At 40.7% G+C, this 21,713-nt stretch carries 16 protein-coding genes and 1 other annotated feature; of the genes, 3 read left to right on the top strand and 13 right to left on the bottom strand.

The features are described from left to right. Nucleotides 1-48 precede the first annotated feature (48 nt). Entirely contained in the window at nt 49-798 is a 750-nt protein-coding gene (locus KW850_RS17670; protein ID WP_218348990.1) for a glucose 1-dehydrogenase, read from the bottom strand. Between the two features lie 146 nt (nt 799-944). On the opposite strand from KW850_RS17670, the gene KW850_RS17665 reads away from it, so the two are divergent. Together KW850_RS17665 and KW850_RS17660 are read left to right on the top strand one after the other, a co-directional pair. Further along, complete coding sequence (locus KW850_RS17665) at nt 945-1,088, top strand: hypothetical protein (RefSeq protein ID WP_218348988.1); 144 nt, start codon at nt 945-947, stop codon at nt 1,086-1,088. Nucleotides 1,089-1,174: 86 nt separating this feature from the next. Then, nucleotides 1,175-3,706 carry a putative bifunctional diguanylate cyclase/phosphodiesterase gene (locus KW850_RS17660; protein WP_218348983.1) on the top strand — a complete coding sequence of 844 codons (2,532 nt, stop codon included), beginning with the start codon at nt 1,175-1,177 and terminating at the stop codon, nt 3,704-3,706. Between the two features lie 11 nt (nt 3,707-3,717). On the opposite strand, the gene thrB is transcribed toward KW850_RS17660, so the two are convergent. From thrB to KW850_RS17645, 3 genes are read right to left on the bottom strand one after another with little or no spacing between them, the layout of a single operon-like run. Then, nucleotides 3,718-4,635: a homoserine kinase gene (gene thrB / locus KW850_RS17655; protein WP_218348977.1), complete on the bottom strand. Its 918-nt coding sequence runs from the start codon at nt 4,633-4,635 to the stop codon at nt 3,718-3,720. Beyond that, on the bottom strand, nt 4,632-5,693 hold the full coding sequence (thrC, locus tag KW850_RS17650) for a threonine synthase (protein ID WP_218348970.1): 1,062 nt from the start codon (nt 5,691-5,693) through the stop codon (nt 4,632-4,634). Before thrC ends, thrB begins: the two co-directional genes overlap by 4 nt. Before the next feature lie 5 nt (nt 5,694-5,698). Next, a complete protein-coding gene (locus tag KW850_RS17645) occupies nt 5,699-6,985 on the bottom strand; it encodes a homoserine dehydrogenase (protein WP_218348969.1) in 1,287 nt (428 codons plus the stop codon). Between the two features lie 287 nt (nt 6,986-7,272). Beyond that, nucleotides 7,273-7,485 (top strand) — a binding site (T-box leader). Between the two features lie 254 nt (nt 7,486-7,739). Here KW850_RS17645 and serA point away from each other — a divergent pair. Further along, entirely contained in the window at nt 7,740-9,383 is a 1,644-nt protein-coding gene (gene serA, locus KW850_RS17640) for a phosphoglycerate dehydrogenase (protein ID WP_218348967.1), read from the top strand. Between the two features lie 106 nt (nt 9,384-9,489). On the opposite strand, the gene KW850_RS17635 is transcribed toward serA, so the two are convergent. The 9 genes from KW850_RS17635 to KW850_RS17595 all read right to left on the bottom strand — a co-directional run bounded on the left by KW850_RS17635 (nt 9,490) and on the right by KW850_RS17595 (nt 21,635). Further along, nucleotides 9,490-10,614, bottom strand: a complete 1,125-nt coding sequence (locus KW850_RS17635; RefSeq protein WP_218348965.1) for an HAD family hydrolase — start codon at nt 10,612-10,614, stop codon at nt 9,490-9,492. Nucleotides 10,615-10,758: 144 nt separating this feature from the next. After that, nucleotides 10,759-10,911, bottom strand: coding sequence for a hypothetical protein (locus KW850_RS17630; RefSeq protein WP_218348964.1), 153 nt, complete (start codon nt 10,909-10,911; stop codon nt 10,759-10,761). A 58-nt stretch (nt 10,912-10,969) separates the two neighbouring features. Continuing rightward, nucleotides 10,970-12,178 (bottom strand): acyl-CoA dehydrogenase family protein, encoded by a 1,209-nt coding sequence (locus KW850_RS17625; protein WP_218348963.1) that lies wholly within the window; start codon nt 12,176-12,178, stop codon nt 10,970-10,972. A 13-nt stretch (nt 12,179-12,191) separates the two neighbouring features. Continuing rightward, the gene (locus KW850_RS17620; protein WP_218348951.1) at nt 12,192-13,376 is read right to left on the bottom strand and encodes a CaiB/BaiF CoA transferase family protein; all 1,185 of its coding nucleotides are present in this window, start codon (nt 13,374-13,376) and stop codon (nt 12,192-12,194) included. A gap of 199 nt (nt 13,377-13,575) precedes the next feature. Further along, nucleotides 13,576-14,997, bottom strand: a complete 1,422-nt coding sequence (locus KW850_RS17615) for an NAD-dependent succinate-semialdehyde dehydrogenase (RefSeq protein WP_218349017.1) — start codon at nt 14,995-14,997, stop codon at nt 13,576-13,578. 38 nt (nt 14,998-15,035) lie between these two features. After that, nucleotides 15,036-16,406, bottom strand: a complete 1,371-nt coding sequence (gene gabT / locus KW850_RS17610) for a 4-aminobutyrate--2-oxoglutarate transaminase (RefSeq protein ID WP_308128822.1) — start codon at nt 16,404-16,406, stop codon at nt 15,036-15,038. 28 nt (nt 16,407-16,434) lie between these two features. Further along, the gene (locus KW850_RS17605; protein ID WP_218348944.1) at nt 16,435-17,808 is read right to left on the bottom strand and encodes a putrescine aminotransferase; all 1,374 of its coding nucleotides are present in this window, start codon (nt 17,806-17,808) and stop codon (nt 16,435-16,437) included. A gap of 24 nt (nt 17,809-17,832) precedes the next feature. Further along, nucleotides 17,833-19,326, bottom strand: coding sequence for an aldehyde dehydrogenase family protein (locus tag KW850_RS17600; RefSeq protein WP_218348942.1), 1,494 nt, complete (start codon nt 19,324-19,326; stop codon nt 17,833-17,835). A gap of 185 nt (nt 19,327-19,511) precedes the next feature. Further along, nucleotides 19,512-21,635, bottom strand: coding sequence for a sigma 54-interacting transcriptional regulator (locus KW850_RS17595; RefSeq protein WP_218348941.1), 2,124 nt, complete (start codon nt 21,633-21,635; stop codon nt 19,512-19,514). Between the last annotated feature and the right edge of the window lie 78 nt (nt 21,636-21,713).

Raw genomic sequence — 21,713 nt, 5'->3', positions numbered from 1 at the left:
CCAATGCATATGAATCGGTTATATTTCATTGAATATCATCAACTATTTCTATTCCTCGTAAATCATTTTTCTCGTCATTCCGCCATCTACTACTAAGTTAATTCCTGTAACAAAATCATTTGCTTGATTGGTTAAATACAAACAGGCACGGGCAATATCACTTGGTTTACCGACTCGCTGCGAGTAATGCTGTTCATGGTCTAGTGCTGATAATTGTGAATCATCCCCATTATGGATCCAACCTGGTGAGATCGCATTGACCGTAATCCGTTCTTCGCTAAAGGACGCTGCCAAGGCATGCGTAATCGCAACGATCCCCCCTTTTGAAGCTGCATAAGCTTCAGAGTTTGGTTCTGACATAAGTGCTCGTGTTGATGCAATATTCACAATAGATCCACCAGATTCATTTTCCCGCATATATTTAGCTGCTTCACGAGAACAGAGAAAAACACTTCTTAAATTCGTATCCATCACATCGTCCCATTCTTCAAGTGATAATTCGAGGGGAGGCTTAAACATACCTTTACCTGCATTATTAATTAAAATATCAATTTGCCCATACGTCCGTTTTGTTACATCAATTAGCCGAACAACATCTTCTTCCCTTCTAACATCTGTCTTTATAAATAGGACTTCTCCTCCACTATTTCGAATCTCCTCTGCGGTTTGATTACCTGCTTCTAATTCCACATCAGCTAGAACGACTTTAGCACCGGCTTGTGCAAAGGCAGCAGCCACCCCCCGTCCAATTCCATTGGCTGCTCCTGTTACAATGACTACTTTACTTAAAAATCCCATTCTCTTCCATCCTTCCTATTTTCATTTAAGTCTTATCATTTATACGAACCAAAAAAATTAAAAACATACGTGGAGATTTTTTCTATGTAAGAAAAATAAATAATGGAAAAAACTATCTAATAAAACTACCTAAAGGAGGATTTCCAATGCCTGAAAAATGTTTCTATTGCGCCAATGAAATTGAAGAAAGACAGCTGCACTATGTTTCATTTATATCCTCAAATCAAGAAAGAGATGAATTTCTTTGTGCTGAATGTTACCAAGAATGGCTAGAAGGATTAAAAGGTTAAATGCACAAAAGAGATAAATAACAAAAATAGTTGTGACTCATCCCTGTAATATCCTGTGGGTCACAGCTAATTGGAGTGTTGCGTCATTGTCAATCAAAAAAAAGATGCCCCTGATTTTTTGCTTGTTAGTTTTTTTTATTTTACTAACTAATAATACCATTCATTATATTCGTTCAAAAAATCAGCTGCTAGCCAATAATGAAAGAGAAATTGATATGATCACAAAAGAAGTGTCATTCCAAGTTGAAAATATTCGAGACGGCTCATTGTATGTTGAAGATATACTTGGCAGAAATTTAAGGACGGCTTCGTTGGCAATAAAACATGCACTGCCACCAAATTATCAGGATATTACAAATGAACAGCTAAAAAAACTGGCCCAAGAAGTAATGGTATCCCATATAACCCTGTTAGCGAAAACTGACGATGATATTATTGGTGTTAGATCCTCAGATTCTAAGGAAATTAACATGTCAACTAAGGGTTGGGGATACTGGTATGATGCCTTCCAACAACTATTCGCTTTAACCCCTGTTTCTGTTGGACAAGGGTTAACCCTACCGCATTTTTGGTCTGGGCCTATTGAGGTTGCTTCATCAAATCCTGATCATACTGATAAATGGGGCTACTTTTTTGATGGAACGACTAACTATATTATCAATCCATACTTTCGTGACAACGAAGTATTAGAGTACGAAAGACAGTTTGGCCCAGGGGAGGTTATTAAAGGTTTTACCAAAGAGCGCGGTGTATTGGAAATCACTGTGTTCAATCCCAAAAACTTTGGCAAAAAAAAAGAAATTGTTCATTTAAACGGTAATAGTTATATTCGGATATCCGCCCAACAAATTTGGTATGGCTCCTATAAATATCGTAACGAAAAAGTAGATGCATCATTTATCAAACGGGCGATAAATACAAGACATGTACTTTCCTATCGGGATCAAATCAAGGGTAAGAATTTGATGAAAACCTTTGTTCCCGTTTATTCAACCCCCGCAGAGCCATTTGTAATTGGTCTTGTCTATAATTACGGACTCATTAAGGAAGAACTGATGCGTGAACTATTTGTTCATTTATTACTCTCCTTCGTGATTATGATTATAGTCTTTATCATCAGTTTGATTTTCTCCCGTTCAATTACACAGCCCATCGGTTATATTGTTGAGCAGGTAAATGCAATTGCACAAGGAAAATTCGGAAATATTTTGAACTTAAAACGAAAAGATGAATTAGGTCTGCTTACAGAAAATGTGAACGCATTATCGAAGGATTTGCAAAGTTACGTTACTGATTTGAATACGAGCAAGGCACTCATTGAATACCAGGCATATCATGACCCCTTAACTGGTTTGTTAAACAGGAGGTATTTACAAGAAAAGTTAAAATCCTATATTGACCAAGCAAACGAAACTGGTGACACTGTATCCGTTTTATTTATCGATATCGATCGTTTTAAACAAGTGAATGATTCCTTTGGACATAACAAAGGTGATGAAATACTGAAAATGGTTGCCGAACGGATTAAGGAGAGTTTACCCAGTGAAAATACGATTATTACCAGGCAGGGCGGCGATGAATTTATTATTTTGTTATTAAGTCAAAGCCTTATTGAAACAAAGACTGCTGCTGAAAAAGTCGTTAATAACCTAAAAAAAGCATATCTATTAGATGGCAACGAAATTTATCTCGGTGCCAGTTGCGGTATTGGTTTATTTCCCGAACATACCAACAATTTGGATACACTGATCGTTTATGCAGACCTTGCAATGTACTCAGCTAAAAAGCTGGGGGGAAATAAGGTCATCGTTTATTCTGAAAAATTAATCCAAACGAGCATCGAAAGGCCAAAGCTTGAAGCACGTCTACGGAAAGCCATTGAAACTGAAAGTGTGGAAGTGTACTATCAACCGAAGGTTAATGTTGAAACAGGGATGATCTTTGGAATGGAGGCACTATTAAGATGGCACGACGAAGAATTAGGAATCGTTTCACCTGACCTATTTATACCGATAGCTGAAGATATCGGTTTAATCCATCCATTATGGGAATTTGTCATGAATGAGGCGTGTCAACAGGTTAGTAAGTGGAATCGTACCCGTTCCAACCCGCTTTCTGTTTCGATTAATTTTTCCGCTCGTCAATTTCAAGAACCACGCAGTATGGTAAAACAGGTTCAAGAAATTCTAGAAGAAAGTCAATTGGGATGTGGAAACTTTGAAATCGAAATTACCGAAAGCATTCTTTTGAATAATTCTTCCGAAATCGTTGAATCATTAAAGACCCTTCAGAATATGGGCATAGCTATTTCCATTGATGATTTTGGAACAGGCTATTCATCCTTAAGCTATTTAAAAAATTTGCCCATTGATATCTTAAAAATTGATAAATCTTTTATTCAGGATATTCATGAAGATACTGCAAATTCAGAGATAGCTGAAGCGGTTATTAATCTTGCACGTAGTCTCCACCTCGAAGTAATCGCTGAAGGAGTCGAAGAAGAATATCAAAAAGATTTTTTATTATCGAAAAACTGCGTTCAAATGCAGGGATACTTATTCAGTAAACCTTTAAACAAGCAAAAATTTGAGCAATTCCTTCAAAAGAATGCCAAATAAAAGTGGAGAGACTATTTTACAAATCTCTCCACTGTTTTAACACTGCTTCCACTATAATCAATTTGAAGGATCTTTGTCGACATCGTTGAAAACTCACTTCTCAACCCTTGTTCAACAAACCTCCCCTTCCCTTTCTCTGTAAAGCACAGGACAGTTGGTCCTGCACCGCTCAGTGCCACTCCGAAAGCACCAAGTGATTTAGCCAATTCCTCTATTTCCTGATAAGATTTAATGAGTGGTTTTCGGAATGGCTGGTGAAAGAGATCTTGCTCCATCATTTTTCCTGCTAACTTCCAGTTTTGAGTTAAAAGGGCAGCAACCAAAAGATTAGCTGTTGAGGAAGCCTGGATCGCTGCTTCGCGAGAAAACGCTGAAGGAAGAACCCCACGAGAGTCTTTCGTTAAAAGAATTTCATCTGGAATGACAGCAACCATCTCAAACGAAATATTAGAAATGCTGAGCATGTCTACATCGTTTTGCTGATAGGAACCGATAACCAATCCTCCGAGAAGGGATGCACCGACATTATCAGGATGCCCCTCAATCTCAGTTGCAATAAGCAGCTTTTCTTGGTGTGTTAAACCGATTTTTCCAACTGTATCAGCAAGTTCAATCCCCGCAACAATTGCCGCTGCACTTGAACCAAGTCCACGGGCTAAAGGAATGTCACTGTCCACTTTGATTTTACAAGGCTGTAACTCGATTCCATAGTTTGCAGCTGTTTTCAGAGCAATTTGGAGGATATAATGGGTCTCATCCGTTGGGAAGTCCTTCAATTCAGCACTTACAGACTGAATCTCCCACTTTACACTTTTCTCTACTTCTAACGTCAAATACAAATCCACTGCAAGACCCATTGAATCGAAGCCTGGTCCTAGATTAGCTGTACTTGCTGGTACTTTGATTACAAAGCGGTCATGTAGGGTCATCTGTGGACAACTCCTCGAATGTGTTGTGTGACAGCTTTTTCATCATTTGGTAATTGAATGGGGGTAACCATGCTGCTATTAATTGCCGTATCCGGGTCTTTTAAGCCATTACCAGTTAGGACAGCTACGATTTTTGTCCCCTTATTGATTTTCCCATTTTGGATATTCTTGTAGACTCCGGCAATCGAAGCACAAGAGGCAGGTTCAGCAAAAACCCCTTCAGTTGACGCTAATTTTTTATAGGCTGCCACGATTTCTTCATCATTAACTTCATCAAACTGCCCCTCTGATTCTTGAACAGCAGAAACCGCTAAATCCCAACTTGCTGGATTCCCAATTCGTATCGCTGTTGCAATTGTTTCAGGATTTTCAAAAACACGATTATGAACAAGAGCCGCGGCTCCAGCTGCTTCAAACCCAAACATTCTTGGTAAACCAGTACCTCTTTTAACGGAAAATTCTTTAAAACCCTTCCAATAAGCACTAATATTACCGGCATTACCCACAGGGATCGCTAAAATGTCAGGCGCATCCCCTAGTTGGTCAACTACTTCAAACGCAGCTGTTTTTTGTCCCTCTAATCGATAAGGATTGACAGAATTAACGAGGGCGATTGGTTCTTCCTCACTAATATTGCGGACTATTTTTAAGGCCTCATCAAAATTTCCTGCAATTGAAATAATTTCAGCTCCATACATCATCGCTTGCGCTAGTTTACCCATCGCAATTTTCCCCTCAGGGATTACGACAATACATTTAATTCCTGCCCTCGCTGCGTATGCTGCAGCAGCAGCAGAGGTATTTCCTGTTGAGGCACAAATAATCGTTTTACTACCTGCCTCGATGGCTTTAGCAACAGCCATTACCATTCCGCGGTCTTTAAAAGATCCGGTTGGATTAGCCCCTTCCATTTTCACATAAAGTTCAACGTCCCATTCCTTTGATAGTCGTTCAAGCTTTATTAATGGAGTATTACCTTCATTTAATGAAAGTAAAGGAGTTTCATTATTTACTGGTAAGTATTCTTTATACGCTTCTAATAATCCTGGCCATCTCATAACGACTACCTCACCACCCGATACGCACTTTTTATTTCCTTAACCGCCTGTAAATCATTTAATTCTAGTAAAATTTGATCATAATTGGTTAACGATGCTCGATGTGTTACTAATACAATTTCTGATGTTTCATTTTTCTTAACAGGAAGCTGTAAGATTTTTTCAAAGCTGACCCCATACTTTGCAAAAATAGTAGTGATATCAGCGAAAACACCTACTTCATCCAGTACATGAATTCTTAAAAAATATTTTGAGTATTTTTCATCATTATCTTTTAACTGTTTTGGAAATTGTGGTGTTATCGCACTTCTTCCATTTACCCCAAGCCTTAGGTTTTTAATGACAGCCACTAAGTCTGATACTATAGCTGTTGCTGTCGGCAGGCTTCCAGCACCTGGTCCATAAAACATGGTTTCTCCGACCGACTCACCATAAACATAAACGGCATTATACTCATTTTGAACGGAAGCAAGCGGATGATTATTGGATAGGAAAGTTGGTGCAACACTAACCTCGACTTTCTCCCCTTCACGATGAGCATAGCCTATTAGTTTCATAGTATATCCCAATTGATTTCCATAGCGCAAATCCTCATCTGTAACTTTCGAAATCCCTGAAACCTGGACATCTTCTAAATCGATATGCATGGAAAAGCCCAATGTTGCTAAAATGGTCATTTTACGTGCTGCATCTAATCCTTCAACATCTGATGTTGGATCCGCTTCTGCAAACCCAAGCTCCTGTGCTTCCTTAAGGACCTCGTCATAGGACCGGCCTTCGTCGCTCATTTTCGTTAGGATATAATTGGTTGTTCCATTAACAATTCCCATTAATTGTTTAATACGATCAGAAGCAAGTCCATCGACTAAACCGCGAAGAATCGGGATCCCTCCAGCTACACTTGCTTCATAAAACAAATCACAGCCGTGTTCAGAAGCAACCGTTAATAGCTCTGAACCATGTAAAGCCATTAAATCCTTATTTGCAGTGACAACATGCTTGCCTTGCCGCAGGGCAGTAATTAAATAATCTTTTGTACCTTGGACCCCGCCCATAACTTCAATCACTACATCAATTTCTTCATCATAAAGGATGTCGTCCGCATTAGAGGTTAACACCTTCGTATCTACCTCTACGGATCTTATTTTATGTAAATCCTGAACAAGGACCTTTTTGATAACAACTGGGCACCCCACTTGGTGGATTAATTTATCTTGATTTTTCTTAATAATTTTTACAACACCACAACCAACAGTACCTAAACCTAATAGCCCAATCGAGATTGCCTTCATATTTTCCCCTCCTATTTATGTCCTCGCAGTACGTACAAATGTTTTTCTGTTGTAGACATTATATGATTCTCTTTATTTTTTTACAATAGATATGTTTCTAGTACTCTTGCTTGTAAACGCTTACTACCGCGCCATCAAAGGATTACTATTTCTGAGTAAAATTTTTCATTATAAATTTTAAAATTTTTTCTACTTTATCCCTTTACAATCCTGAAGGTATGGTTGTAGAATAATCCCTATATTCAATTATTTTTTTGAAATTTCACTCAATTAGGTATATTCTATAAATAAAAGTGATGACGAAGACGGCATTAAGAAATTGCTTCAGAGAACCGGTGGTTGCTGTGAACCGGTGCTATTTCTTAAGATGCCCAGCCCTTCTGAACTGGCAGCTGAAAGTATTGAGTAGGCGACGCCCGGTTGTTAACCGTTAAATTGTTGAGGCTGCTTTATACTGCAGCAAACGAGGGTGGCACCACGCGTTTATTCACGTCCCTCATAACAAGACAAATCTGTCTGTTATGAGGGGCGTTTTTTATTAGAAGGCTGAGTTAAAGGTCACTGTTGATTTTATAGCCAAGTTGATTGGAGCGGATACAGCGAAGACTCCTGCGGGAGGACGGGGCAGGGGGGACCCCGCAGGCTTATGGCTTAAGGAGGCTCCCCGGACCACCCGCGAACCGCTCGCGCCTGGAGCGGAAATCAACAACCAAGTTTAACAGAGCCTATTAGAAAATAAAGGAGGATTTCGAACATGTATAAAGTACTTGTAACAGATGGAATTAGCAATACGGGGTTGAAGAGCTTAATTGATAATCCAAATTTTACAGTAGACCGCCAGCCAACACTCCAGACGGAGGAATTAAAGGCCATCATTGGTGGATACGACGCCTTGATTGTCCGGAGCCAAACAAAAGTAAGTGAAGAACTGCTCAAATCAGCTGGCCGCCTCCGTGTGATTGCAAGAGCAGGGGTCGGTGTTGATAATATTGATGTGAATGCCGCAACGAGAAAAGGGATTATTGTCATCAATGCACCAGGCGCCAATACGATAGCAGCAACGGAACATACCTTGGCGATGATGCTATCCTTAGCGCGGAAAATCCCCCATGCCCATCAAAAGACCGTTTCCGGAGAATGGGACCGTAACTCTTTTAAAGGGGTGGAATTATACAAAAAAACACTCGGCGTAATCGGCATGGGAAAAATCGGTACTGAGGTAGCGAAACGGGCAAAAAGCTTTGGGATGAACATTTTAGGGTTTGATCCATACCTAACCGAAGAACGAGCAAAAAAACTAGGCATGACAAAAGCAAGCCTCGATTTAATTGCTCAAGAATCAGATTTCATTACGATCCATACACCTCTTACGAATGACACAAGAGGACTCATTAATGATGAGTACTTACGAAAAACCAAAAAAGGGGTCCGGTTTGTCAATTGTGCCCGCGGTGGCGTAATCGACGAAAAGGCATTAGTTAGAGCCATTCAGTCTGGCCATGTTGCAGGTGCAGCGCTAGATGTTTTTGAAAAAGAGCCTGTTGCAGACCCAGAATTATTACAGAATCCGAATATCATCGTTACACCACATCTTGGCGCTTCTACCGTAGAAGCACAGGAAAAGGTGGCTCAAGAGGTAAGCGCAGAGATTATTGAGATTTTCGAAACTCAGTCGATTCAAAACGCTGTTAATATGCCGCAAATGTCGGGGGAAACCCAAGCGAAACTGCAGCCATACCTGCTGCTTGGTGACCAAATGGGTCAGCTTGTGATTCAATTATTAAAAAAGCAGGCTCCTACAAAAATAGAAATCAATTATTATGGCGATTTAATTGATGAAGATACGGAATTGTTGACTCGTACCTTGTTAAAAGGTGCCCTCTCCTACCATTTAAGTGATTCGGTTAATTTAATTAATGCTCTTCATTTGTTGAAAGAGCAAGGAGTTTCTTATAATGTTGTTAAAAATGCGACCAATAAAGGTTTTGCTAATTATATGGAACTTAGTGTCTCCAATGAATCAGAAACAGCAAAAATCGGTGCCACGGTCTTAAACGGATATGGAGCGAGAATTCTCAAAATCAACCAATACCGAATTGACGTTAAACCAGAAAAATTCTTATTATATATCAAGCATCGTGATGTTCCAGGAATGATCGGCAAGGTAGGTTCACTCCTAGGTGACCATCAGATCAATATTGGAACCATGCAGGTGGGCCGGACGGAAGTTGGTGGTGAGGCAGTCATGGTATTAACCGTGGATAAAACATTAAATGCCGATGTCATTCAGGTTTTAAAATTAATTGATGGACTTGAGGAAGCCCAAGTACTGGAGTTATCGAATGTGGATACATTTGAACCTGGGAGAATGGGATTAGAGAAGGTAGAAAGTATTTAGTTAAATAAAAAGGGATTGCGCTGAAGCAATCCCTCTTCTTTATTTTAGCCGTTCTTTTTTTACCGTAATCATGATTTAATTGTGTGTTCGGGCATTTAAAGCTTTCCTATAAGATCCCTTTCAAATCGAGTACTGTATCAAGAATATAATCTGCTTCATGCTTTTCAAAATCACTTCGCGCGTCTTTTCCAGAGAGGCCGGTTAACACTGCAGCAAACTGACAGCCAAGCTTTCTCGCCGCTAACAAGTCTGCCAATGAGTCTCCCACGACTAAAACCGAATCCGCATTTTCAAGTGGTAATTTGGTGTTCAAACACTCTTGTACCGATGTCTCTCTCCCAAGAAGCCCCATTATATAGGTAAATGGATGTGGCTTCGATAGCGACATGCGTTCTGGAAGTGATTCTTCCGCTTTTAATACCTCATCAGCGGTTATGATCCGATTTTCAGCAAAATGCTTCAACCAACCTAAATGCTCAAAGGGCTGTATGGTTTCAAGCTCAGGTCTGCCTGTCCCTATTCCAATCATAAATCCTGATGCATTCAGGAATTGAAATAACTCGTCAATTTCCTGCCTTGGGGCTAAGGTCGTTTCATTTGCTAGGAACCCTGTTTTACCAGTTTGCACGGATGGTCTTCCCGTTGAGGCAAAAACATTTTTATCTCCAACATACCATTCCTGGGAAACATGCTCACAAACCGCCCACAGCTCTCCCTTGTTGAAAATAGAAGTTTCGATCCCAAGCTTTTCCTTAGCCAATACATTCAAATAATGAAACAACTCCTGCTTAGCTGCCTCTGAACGCGAAAACTCCTTTACAAACAAATCGAAATCAACCTCTACAAGATAATTACTCATCACCTTGCCCATCTCGACTAAGGTTTCACGATTGATTGGTGCCTGACACCATCTATTGATATTCTCAAATTCGGTATCCTTGATTTGTGCGAGCAGGTGGATTAGCTGCTGGCTGAATGAAAGGTAGATCATGTCCCAGTTGGCGTTGAGGCCGCGTGATTTCATAAACTTTAGAATACGATCTTTTTCAAATACCCGCTCTCTTATTTCTTTGATTTCATTTTCATTATAATTCGTTTTAAACTTCTCAGGTGCAAGCCCCAAGTAATTGCTGCTGATCAGCATTTCCCAAACAGTTAAGGCAGAAGCATCAAAATAATGCTCCTCACTCAAAAGTACCCCATCTACGTCAAACAAAATTGTTTTAATCAACTACCCCACCCTCATTTCCCTTTTGCTTTATTACGCTATCGTAACACAGTAGGTTGGAACAATTGAAGTAAATTATATAATAAAAAAAAGATAATAACTTTATTAGACAAAAGGCTCTGTTAAACTTGCCTGTTGATTTCCGCTCTAGGCGCGTGCGGTTCGCGGGCGGTCCGGGGAGCCTCCTCGTCGCTGCGCTCCTGCGGGGTCTCCCCTGCCCCGTCCTCCCGCAGGAGTCTGCGCGCCTGGAACGTAGATCAACAGGGTGCCAAAATCAACAATAAGCTTTAACATAGCCAAACAAAAAGAACAAGGCATGTGTTTGGATTTACGACTACATGACTTGTTCCTTTTAGATTTATCCTTTTATAAGACTTTCTTCAAACGGCCAGGCAGGAAGCATTTTTCGGAGGGGTTTGTCTTCACGATAGCCGAGGGCATACTCCCCTTGCATGATTGTGTGGATTTCTCTTGTTCCTTCATAAATAACAGGCGCTTTCGCATTCCGTAAATAACGCTCCACAGGGAATTCATTTGAGAAGCCATAAGCCCCGTGAATTTGGACCGCATCGTTAGCTGCCTCAAAGGCGGCGTCACAGGAAATCCACTTTGCTAAGGACGTTTCCTGCGTGTTGCGTTTGCCGTTATTTTTTAACCAGCCAGCTTTAAAAACTAGCAATCGCGAAATCTCAAGGTTTGCAGACATTTTCGCAATCATTTGCTGAACCAGCTGATGTTTGCCGATTTCTTTGCCAAAGGTTTGTCGCTCTTCACAATATTTGACGCTTGCTTCAAGTGACGCCAAGATCGTGCCACACGCACCTGCAGCAACCGTAAACCGGCCATTATCAAGAGCGGACATTGCAATTTTAAATCCTTCTCCCTCATCCCCCAGCAAATTCTCTACTGGAACCCTTACATGATCTAAGAAAACTTCTCCTGTATTCCCTGCGCGGATTCCTAACTTTCCTTTTATCGCTTTTGAGGACACCCCCTCAAATGTTCGTTCGACAATAAAACACGAGATCCCATGGTGACCAGCTTTCGTGTCTGTTTTTGCAAAAATTAATAAGTGGTCAGCCACGTCACATAGGGAGATCCATGTTTTTGATCCATTTAAAATATAGAAATCTCCATCTTTGACAGCTGTCGTTTCCATGGCTGCCACATCGGAGCCAGCATTCGGTTCTGTTAGTCCAAAGGCACCAATTTTTTTACCGGCTGCCTGCGGAACGAGGTATTTTTGTTTCTGCTCCTCTGTCCCCCATTGCAATAATGTCATACTGTTTAAACCAGTATGTACTGATACCGCGGTTCGGAAGGCTGTGTCACCACGTTCTAATTCCTCACAAACAATCGCCAGTGTATTATAGTCCATGCCAACTCCACCGTATTCCTCAGGAATACAAACACCCATCAGCTGTAAATCTGCTAATCGTGTTAAGATGTTTGTTTCAAAATGACCCTTTTCATCCCACTCCTTGATATAGGGCATGATTTCACGATCTACAAAGGCTCGAACCACCTTTCTTACGCTTTTTTGCTCTTCAGATAGAGAAAAATTCATTTTTAGTTCCTCCTTAGATAATATGATCTTGTTTCATTTTTACGATTTCATGCTTGGAATAGCCCAGTTTCATTAGGACTTTCTCGGTATGCTCACTATGCAATGGTGGATGTGTATCGATTTTTACTGGCGTTATTGAAAATTTTAACGGTGAGCCGACAAGCATTAAGTTCGAAACAGTTGGATGCTCTACTTTCACAACCATTTCCCTTGCAATCGCTTGTTCAGAATCCAAAGCTTCCTTCACATTGTTAATCGGGCCATTTGGAATCCCAGCTTCATCAAGTAACTCTTTCCACTCGGCCCTTGATTTCGTTTTTATTTTGGCTGAGATGATTTTTTCCAGGTCCTCCTTTTTTTGCAGCCGCCCTGAATTTTTTTTATATTGGTCGATTAATAGGGCTTCCTCTTCAAGAAGGGTTGCTAGTTTACGATATTGTCGGTCATTTCCTACTGCAATGATAAAATCACCATCATTCGCAGCAAATACTTGATATGGAACAATATTCGGGTGCGCATTACCCAGCCGCTCAGGAACCATTCCAGAGCATAAATAATTACTAGCAACATTCACTAGGGCAGCTAGCTGGGAGTCAAATAATGAGATATCTATTTCCTGTCCTTCTCCTGTCCTACTTCGGTGCTGTATTGCGCCTAAAATACCGATGCAAGTAAATAAACCAGTGAGTACATCCGCTATGGCAACTCCGACTTTCGCAGGCTGTCCATCCCTTTCACCCGTAATGCTCATCAAACCTGACATGGCTTGAATAATATAGTCATAACCCGGAAGTTGGGAATAAGGCCCAGTAGCGCCAAAACCACTAATTGAAGCTAAAATAATTCCTTCATTAGCCTTCTTCATTTCCTCATATCCAAACCCCAATCTCTCGAGCGTTCCTGGCTTAAAATTTTGAACTACTACATCAGCATCGCTAACGAGCTTTTTTAAGATTTCAAGGCCTTGTGGTGTTTTCAAGTTTAAAGTGATTCCCTGTTTGTTTCGATTTGCACAAAGATAGTAGGCACTCTCTCCTTCTACAAAGGGCGGTCCCCAGCCTCGTGTTTCATCCCCTACATCAACACTTTCAATTTTAATTACTTCTGCCCCCATATCGCCTAAGATCATCGTGCAATAAGGCCCCGCTAGCACACGCGACAAATCTACAATTTTTAATTGATGGAGCGGCCCCGCCATTTGTCTGGCTCCTTTCTTTCAAATTAGTAAATTAATAGATTGATTCTATTTAAAAACTATTAATCCTCCATAAAAAGGAAATAAATCTAAAATCCATTCTTGAGTCCAAAGAAAAAGCCAGCACAAACAATCAAAAATCAAACATGCTTTGATTGTGTCACTGGCTTTTAGTCGTGGTTTTCTGGAAGAAAAAAGGCTACTATAAATCCAGACCTATCGATATATATTTTACTTCTAAAAACTCTTCGATCCCGTAGTGTCCACCTTCACGGCCAAGACCGCTCTCCTTAAAGCCCCCGAATGGAGCTTGAACGACTGAAGGCAGGGCATCATTCAGGCCGATGATACCGTACTCCAGCTGTTCCGTGATTCTAAAGGAACGGCTTAAATTTTCTGTATATACATAGGCAGCTAATCCGTAACAGGAATTGTTTGCCCGTACAATGACTTCTTCTTCCGTTTTAAAGGTGGAAATCGGAGCGAGTGGACCAAAGATTTCATCCTTCATACATTCCATCTCATCGTTAATATTGGTCAAAATCGTTGGGGCATAGAAATAGCCATCTTCTCCAGCAGGCTTTGACCCGCTATAAGTGACTTTCCCCCCCTTCTCAACTGCATCCTTAACCAGCTCTGCTACTTTTTTATAAGCTGCTTGATCAATTAATGGGCCAATATCCGTTCCCTCTTCAAGTCCGTTACCGACTTTAAGCTTTTCTAATTCTGCTTGAAAAAGCTTAATAAATTCATCTGCGATACCTTCTTGTACATATACACGATTAGTGCAAATACAGGTTTGACCAGCATTACGAAATTTTGATTGAACAAGTCCTTCAGCAGCTTTTGCTAAATTTGCATCGTCCATAACAATAAATGGAGCATTCCCGCCAAGTTCGAGTGATACCTTTTTGACAGTTTCCGCTGCACCACGCATCAACGTTTTTCCCACCTCTGTTGACCCTGTAAAGGTAATCTTTGTCACCCGTGGGTCCTTCAGCCATACTTCACCTATTTCTGATGACCTTCCAGTAATCACGTTCAATACGCCTGCAGGAATGCCTGCTTCATGGGCAAGCTCAGCCATTTTTAATGCAGTAAGCGGTGTTTGGTTAGCTGGTTTTACTACGGCTGTACAGCCCGCTGCTAGTGCTGGTGCTACTTTCCTCGTAATCATTGCTGCGGGGAAATTCCACGGTGTAATCGCTGCGATCACACCGACTGGTTCTTTTCTAACTAGTATTCTTTTATTTGGATGTGTTGCAGGAATGGTTTCACCGTACACCCGTTTCCCCTCTTCTGCGTACCAAGAGATAAAACCATTTGCATACTGAACCTCTCCAAGCGCTTCTTTTAGTGGCTTGCCTTGCTCAATTGTCATAATCCGAGCAATTTCATGCTTGTTTTCTTCTATTAAATTGAACCATTTCATCAAAAGCTGTGAACGCTCTTCCGCTGTTTTCTTCGACCAGATTTTGAATGCTTTATGGGCTGCATCCACTGACTGTTTTGCTTCATAAGCTCCACCTGTTGGTACAGCACCAATCACTTCTTTTGTGGCTGGATTAATAATGTCAGTTAAAATCTCATAATCATTACCAATCCATTCCCCATTAAGATACATAGGATATATTTGATAATTTTGCTTTACAATATCCATTTTTATTCTCCTCCAACAGATAAGGCAGGATCATTTTTATATACTGCTTCGATTGCTTCTTCAAGAATTTGTAAGCCTTCTTCCAATTGATCATCTGTGATGGTAATTGGCATGAGAAGGCGAATAACATTGCTATAAATTCCTGCACTAAGTAACATTAGGCCACGTTCACCAGCAGCTTTCACAATTTTTCCAGTCGCTTCTTTATCCGGAGTTTTGGATTGTCTGTCCTTGACCATTTCCATCGCACACATCGCACCTAGACCGCGGACATCACCAATCTCCTCGAAACGCTCTGCAAAAAGGTGCATCTTTTCAAGCACGCGGTCGCCTATTTTTCTTGCCCGGTCATTAAGTTGTTCACTTTCAATAATGTCCAATACCGTCAGCGCTGCCCGGCATCCGAGCGGGCTTCCAGCATAGGTTCCTCCGATTTCGCCAACCTCAGCAGTATTCATAATTTCCGCCCGGCCAATCACGCCGCTGATAGGAACGCCAGCCCCCATTGATTTCGATATCGTTATTAAATCAGGAATAACTCCAAAATGATCAATCGCAAAGTAATTACCAGTCCGCGCGAACCCGGTTTGGATTTCATCTGCAATAAACAAGATGCCATACTGTGTGCAAATTTCCCTGACCCGTTTAACAAAGGCGGTGTCAGGCACGATAAATCCGCCTTCTCCTTGAACAGGTTCCATTACGACAGCAGCAATTGTTTCAGGTGCAACTTCTGCCAGTAAAAACTGTTCAAATTGCTCGATAATCATGGCGCTATATTGCTGCTCATCCATTCCTTCTGGGCGGTGGTACACATAGGGATATGGTGCCTTATATACCTCTGGAGCGAATGGTCCAAAGCCAAACTTATACGGCTTTACTTTACTTGTCATTGTCATTGTCATTAACGTCCGGCCATGGAACCCCCTTGTAAATGAAACAATTCCTTGGCGCTTTGTATACTTCCTGGCAATTTTTACGGCGTTCTCTACAGCTTCTGCGCCACTATTAAAAAAAGCGGCCTGCTTCTCAAAATCACCCGGGGCAAGCTGGCAAAGCCGCTCGGCTAAAGCTATATACGATTCATACATCATCACATTAAAGCCTGTGTGGATAAATTGACTCGCTTGTTCCTGAAGCGCCCTAACCACTCTAGGATGGGAATGGCCAACGTTTATCGTTCCAATAGCACCAGCAAAATCGATATAACAATTACCGTCTACATCTTCTACCAGGGCTCCTTGTGCTTTTTTAACAAAGGAATGGCAGTTATTACTGATTCCTTTTGGAACAAATTTATTTCTCCGCTTCAATATTTCCTTTGATTTCGGCCCAGGTATCTCTGTTTGGAGCTTGACAAATTTCTTTTCCACTTTCGTGCTCCCCCTTTTAAAAAAATCGTTAGGCATTTATATCCTCTAACACAGCTTTGAAGGTGCTGACCACTTTATTAACCTCTTCATAACTAATTGTAAGAGCCGGCTCGATACGAATCGTTTTCGAGTTAATCAATGTCCCTGCTACTAAGATCCCTCTATCAAACATTCCTTTTGAAACCTCGTAGCCAATTTCATCTTGATAAAATTCAATGCCAATCATTAACCCTTGACCACGAATCTCTTGAACCTTATCTTCATGACCTTTTGCAGCATCTTTCAGTTCTTCAAGGAAATAAGCACCGACTTCTGCTGCTCTTTCTGGTAACTTTTCTTCAATTAAAACCCCAATGGTCGCAATTGCTGCCGCACATGCTAATGGATTCCCACCGAAGGTTGTTGTATGCATAAACGGATTATCAAACCAACTCTTGAAAACATTTTCGGTTGCTACGACTGCACCTGCTGGCATCACACCGCCGCCAAATGCTTTTGCCAAACAGATTATATCTGGTACAACCTCATACAATTCAGCCGCAAACATTTTTCCTGTCCGGCCCATTCCCGTTTGCACTTCGTCAAAAATAAGCAAGGATCCGTATTGATCACAAAGTTCTCGGACTTGTTTTAAATAATTTTCCGGCGGAAGGATGATTCCACCTTCGCCTTGAATTGGTTCTAAAAGAACAGCAGCGACATCTTCGCCAACGGAAGCGCAGACCTCAAACGTTTTTCTCATCATATCAATATCGCCAAAAGGCACATGACGGAAGCCAGGTATTAACGGTAAGAATGGTTTACGGAACATTCCTTTCGCAGTACCTGACAACGAGCCTAGACTTTTCCCGTGAAATGCACGTGTAGTAGAAATAAACGTTGTCCGTTCACTGTACATTTTCGCAAGTTTTAATGCGGCTTCGACACTTTCTGTCCCGCTGTTAGTAAAAAAGGCATATTTTAAATCACCCGGAGTGATATCAGCCAAGATTTTTGCTAACATCGCACGAAGTGGATCCAGCAAATCCTGACTATGAAGCGCCTGACGTTTTAATTGGTCAGTTACCGCCTTAACAACCTTCGGATTTCGATGGCCGACATTATAGATCCCAAAGCCGCCTAGACAATCGATGTATTCTTTGCCATTGACATCCTTAAAACAAGAACCATTATCTGACCATTCTACAGCGGCAAATTGACCATCCAATGTTACCGTTTTACGATAAGCTAGAAAGCCGGGGTTTACATGTTCACGGAAGCCTTCAACTGTTTCTTTGGTAATCCATGTAGCTTCCACTTCATTAATTTCCTCTTTTTCTATTAAGCTTAGAACCTTATTAATGTATTCACTTATATTTGAATTTTGCTTACTTTTATCTTCTTGTTTTATATCGATACTCATAATTTCAATCCTCCTATTAAATGTTTAGTTAGAAAACCAGCCAATTGGCTCAACCTGTAAATTGATATTAATCTGTTTAATTTCTTGAAATTCTTCGAGCCCAAACGTTCCAAGACTACGGCCAATTCCACTTTGCTTATACCCGCCCCATGGAGCTTCATTATAAGTAGGATGGTAGGAATTCACCCAAGTAATTCCAGCACGCAGCTTTTTAATAACCCGTAAACCCTTAGCACCATTATTGGTAAATACACCTCCGGCTAAGCCATAAACTGTACCATTCGCAAGTTTAATAGCTTCCGATTCGTCCTTGAACTTTTGGATTACTACGACGGGACCGAAGATTTCCTCCTGGACAATTCTCATCTCTTGGTTCACATCAACAAACACAGTTGGTTCAACAAAGTAGCCTTTATCTAGTCCGTTGCTTACAATCCGATTTCCGCCGCAAGCAACTGTCGCACTTTCCTGTTTGCCTATTTCAATGTAGGAAAGGACTTTTTCTAAATGCTCCTGACTAACAAGCGGGCCCATCTCTGTTTCAGGGTCATCACCAGGTCCTACTTGAATTTGCTTGGTCCGTTCAACAAAACGATGCACGAATTTATCATAAATGCTTTCTTCGACAAGAATTCTTGAACCCGCTGAACATACCTGACCGGAACCAGCATAGATGCCAAATAGGGCATAATCGACTGCTGTTTCAAAATCAGCATCGGCAAAAATGATATTCGGTGATTTGCCGCCTAACTCTAAAGAAACCTTTTTCATCGTGTCAGCTGCCGTTTTCATTATATGCTTTCCTGTTTTCGTACCGCCGGTGAACGAGACCATATCGACCTCAGGGTGGGAAGCAATTTCATTTCCAACAATGGCGCCAGATCCCATCACCATATTGGCCACCCCTTTTGGTAAGCCTACTTCTTCAAAAATTTCAAAAAGTTTTTTCGGAGTAACTGGTGTCACTTCGGACGGTTTAAAGACAATTGTATTCCCCGCGGCTAAGGCAGGGGCAATCTTCCAAACACTCATTAACAGCGGATAATTCCACGGGACAATCAAGCCGCAAACTCCCACCGGTTCACGGACAACCATGGCTTGCATTGGATCGGCGACATGATAGGTCTGTCCATCAGGCTTTGTAATCAGTCCAGCATAATAACGGAAACAGGCGGCTGCATCCCCGACATCAAAGCCTGCTTCTCTTAATGGTTTCCCGTTATCCATCGTTTCAAGCTGGGTTAATTCATTGGCATATTCATCAATTTTGTCAGCAATTTTTAATAAATAGGAAGCTCGTTCCTGAGCCGAAATCCCTGACCAAACACCTTCTTCAAAAGCTCTTCGCGCTGCATAAATTGCATCACGAGCATCAGCGACTGTTCCTTCAGGGGCATATGAAATAACCCCACCATTTGCCGGATTAATAACTGGGCGTGTTTCTTGATTTTCGGCATCTTTCCACTCACCATCAATAAACATCTTAAGGTTTACAACTCGGTTTTTTATTTCGGCCATTTTTTATTCCTCCTTTATTCACCCTCAATAACTAATATTGCAAGAACCGTGCCAAAGAATAAAACCTACCATAATAGTTATCTTTCCAACTATTCTTTTAAAGACTATTCAAATTTGCATAACCCTATGATTTATTGCATAAAAAAAAGCTGCTTCAGATCTATGAGATCTAAAACAGCTTTTCATTAGAAGGTAGTTATGTTGTCCATTTTAATATTTTTCTCTGTTACTATTTTTTGATACTTTCTGCTAACTGATGATTGGCTGATACCTAATGCTTTGGCTGCTTTTGTGGTGGTTTTGTATTGGTTCATCGCCATAACTATCAACTGCTCCTCCACATGATCGATGGCTTCCTGCAAGGGAATGACCCTCGATATAACAGGCTTCATCTTTTTATGCTGATAGCCTAACGATAAAAATTGGCTGACAAACTCTGCATCAATTGCCGGATGGTCGGCAGTGACAACTAATCTTTCCACAATGTTTTGCAGTTCTCTAACGTTACCAGGCCATGGATAAAACTCAAGTACATTAATAGCATCAGGTGTTAGATGATAATTCCGCTCGTATTTCTCATTTAATTGCTGCAAGAAATGAAAGGCGAGCAGCGAAATGTCCTCAGTTCGCTCTCGTAATGGCGGAATATGTATCGGGATGACATTTAGGCGATAGAATAAATCTTCACGGAAGGTACCTTCCTCGACCATTTTTTCTAACTTTTTATTCGTTGCCGCAATGATCTGTACATTCACTTTAATCGGGGTAGTACTTCCAATCGGAATGACTTCCTGCTCCTGAAGTACACGTAAAAGTTTCACCTGCAAATGGACCGGCATTTCACCTATTTCGTCTAGAAATAAAATTCCGCTATCTGCTTGTTTAAAGTAGCCTTCTTTTCCATTCTTATCTGCACCGGTAAAAGCCCCTTTCGCATAACCGAATAGTTCGCTTTCGAGTAAATTTTCCGGGATAGCTCCGCAATTTAATTTCAGAAATGGCTTTGTCGAGCGTCTGCCTAATTGGTGGATTGCTTGAGCAATTACCTCTTTTCCGACCCCAGATTCTCCGTGAAGAAGGACTGTCGAGGAAAAGTCAGCAATTTTCTTAGCCTGACTAATAACTTTCTCCATTTTCGGACTACAATATATGAGTTTTTTCAAAAAACGATCCTTACTTTTAAAATCATCTAATTCCTTCTTATATTGTTCCGATATCTTTTTCATTTCCTGCAGTTCACTTTTAAGGCGTGTGGTTTCAGTAATATCGCGCGAAGCAACAATAATCCGGTCGAGTTCATTCTTTTCATTAAAGACCGGATTTCCGACGGCAAGAATTTTTCTTCCGGCTTTAGTTTCTTGGACAACTGAGACCTTCTTTCCTTTTTCTAAAACAAGTCTTGTGACCGAAGGTGTGAACAGCCCTTGGTCCTCAAGTTCGAGAATATTTTTTCCAATTAGTTCTTTTAAATCTACTTTCCAGAAATCTCGAATAATGTTTTCACTGAATCTGATGAGTTCCCCTTTGTTGTTCACCACGAGAATTTCATCATATATGCTGGACAATATTGCATGTAGGTCCTTATTTAAGTCCTTAATATATTCAATTTCCATGGCCATTTCTTCGACCATAGGCAAATCCTGGGCAACAATGATGATGCCATCGACTTCATTCTCATAATTTAAAATGGGGCTATAATCGACGAGAATCCCGATCTCATTCTTGATTACTAGATGATTTAGAAGAGTCTTACCAGTAGCAAATACCTTTTCAAGATGGGTACGACTAAAAATTTCTCCAGCAGGAAGATTCATAACTTTATCAGCTGTTGATCTAATCATTTTTAAACCTGCTTCATTATAATTAATAATACGTTTTTCTTTATCTAAAACAAAAATCCCCATTGGAATCGAGGTTAGAATCACCTTAAGTAAATCGACACTTTTATTTTCCTGTTTAAACAACTCGGCCAGAACGTCTTCTCTGCGAATATAGCCAGCAGGTTTATCATCCTCACCTCTAATAATAGCAAAGGGTTCACCAATAATTTGGAATAAAACAGGCAAGGAAATCTGTTCGCTAAGGTGACAGATACTGTCTAGCGATTTCGCATCTTCAAGCAGAGCCTCCATCGATGCAGTCTCTTTTTTTTGGTTATCGATCATTACATAGGCATATAGGTGATCTTGGCTTTTTAAAAATAAAAAGGGTTCTTTAAGGTTATATAAGGTTGATCGAAAAACTTCTTCACTTTCATCCACGTCTACTGAAATTATCGGTTTCACTTTTTCTTTTGCAACGGAAAACATCGTTTACTTCCCCCTTAACACCTTATCTACCTTATACTATCACTTTATTAGAAATATTTTAATTTAATTATGGCACAA

The organism is Bacillus sp. sid0103, from assembly GCF_019219025.1.
This window is presented reverse-complemented; position numbering and strand designations above follow the sequence as displayed.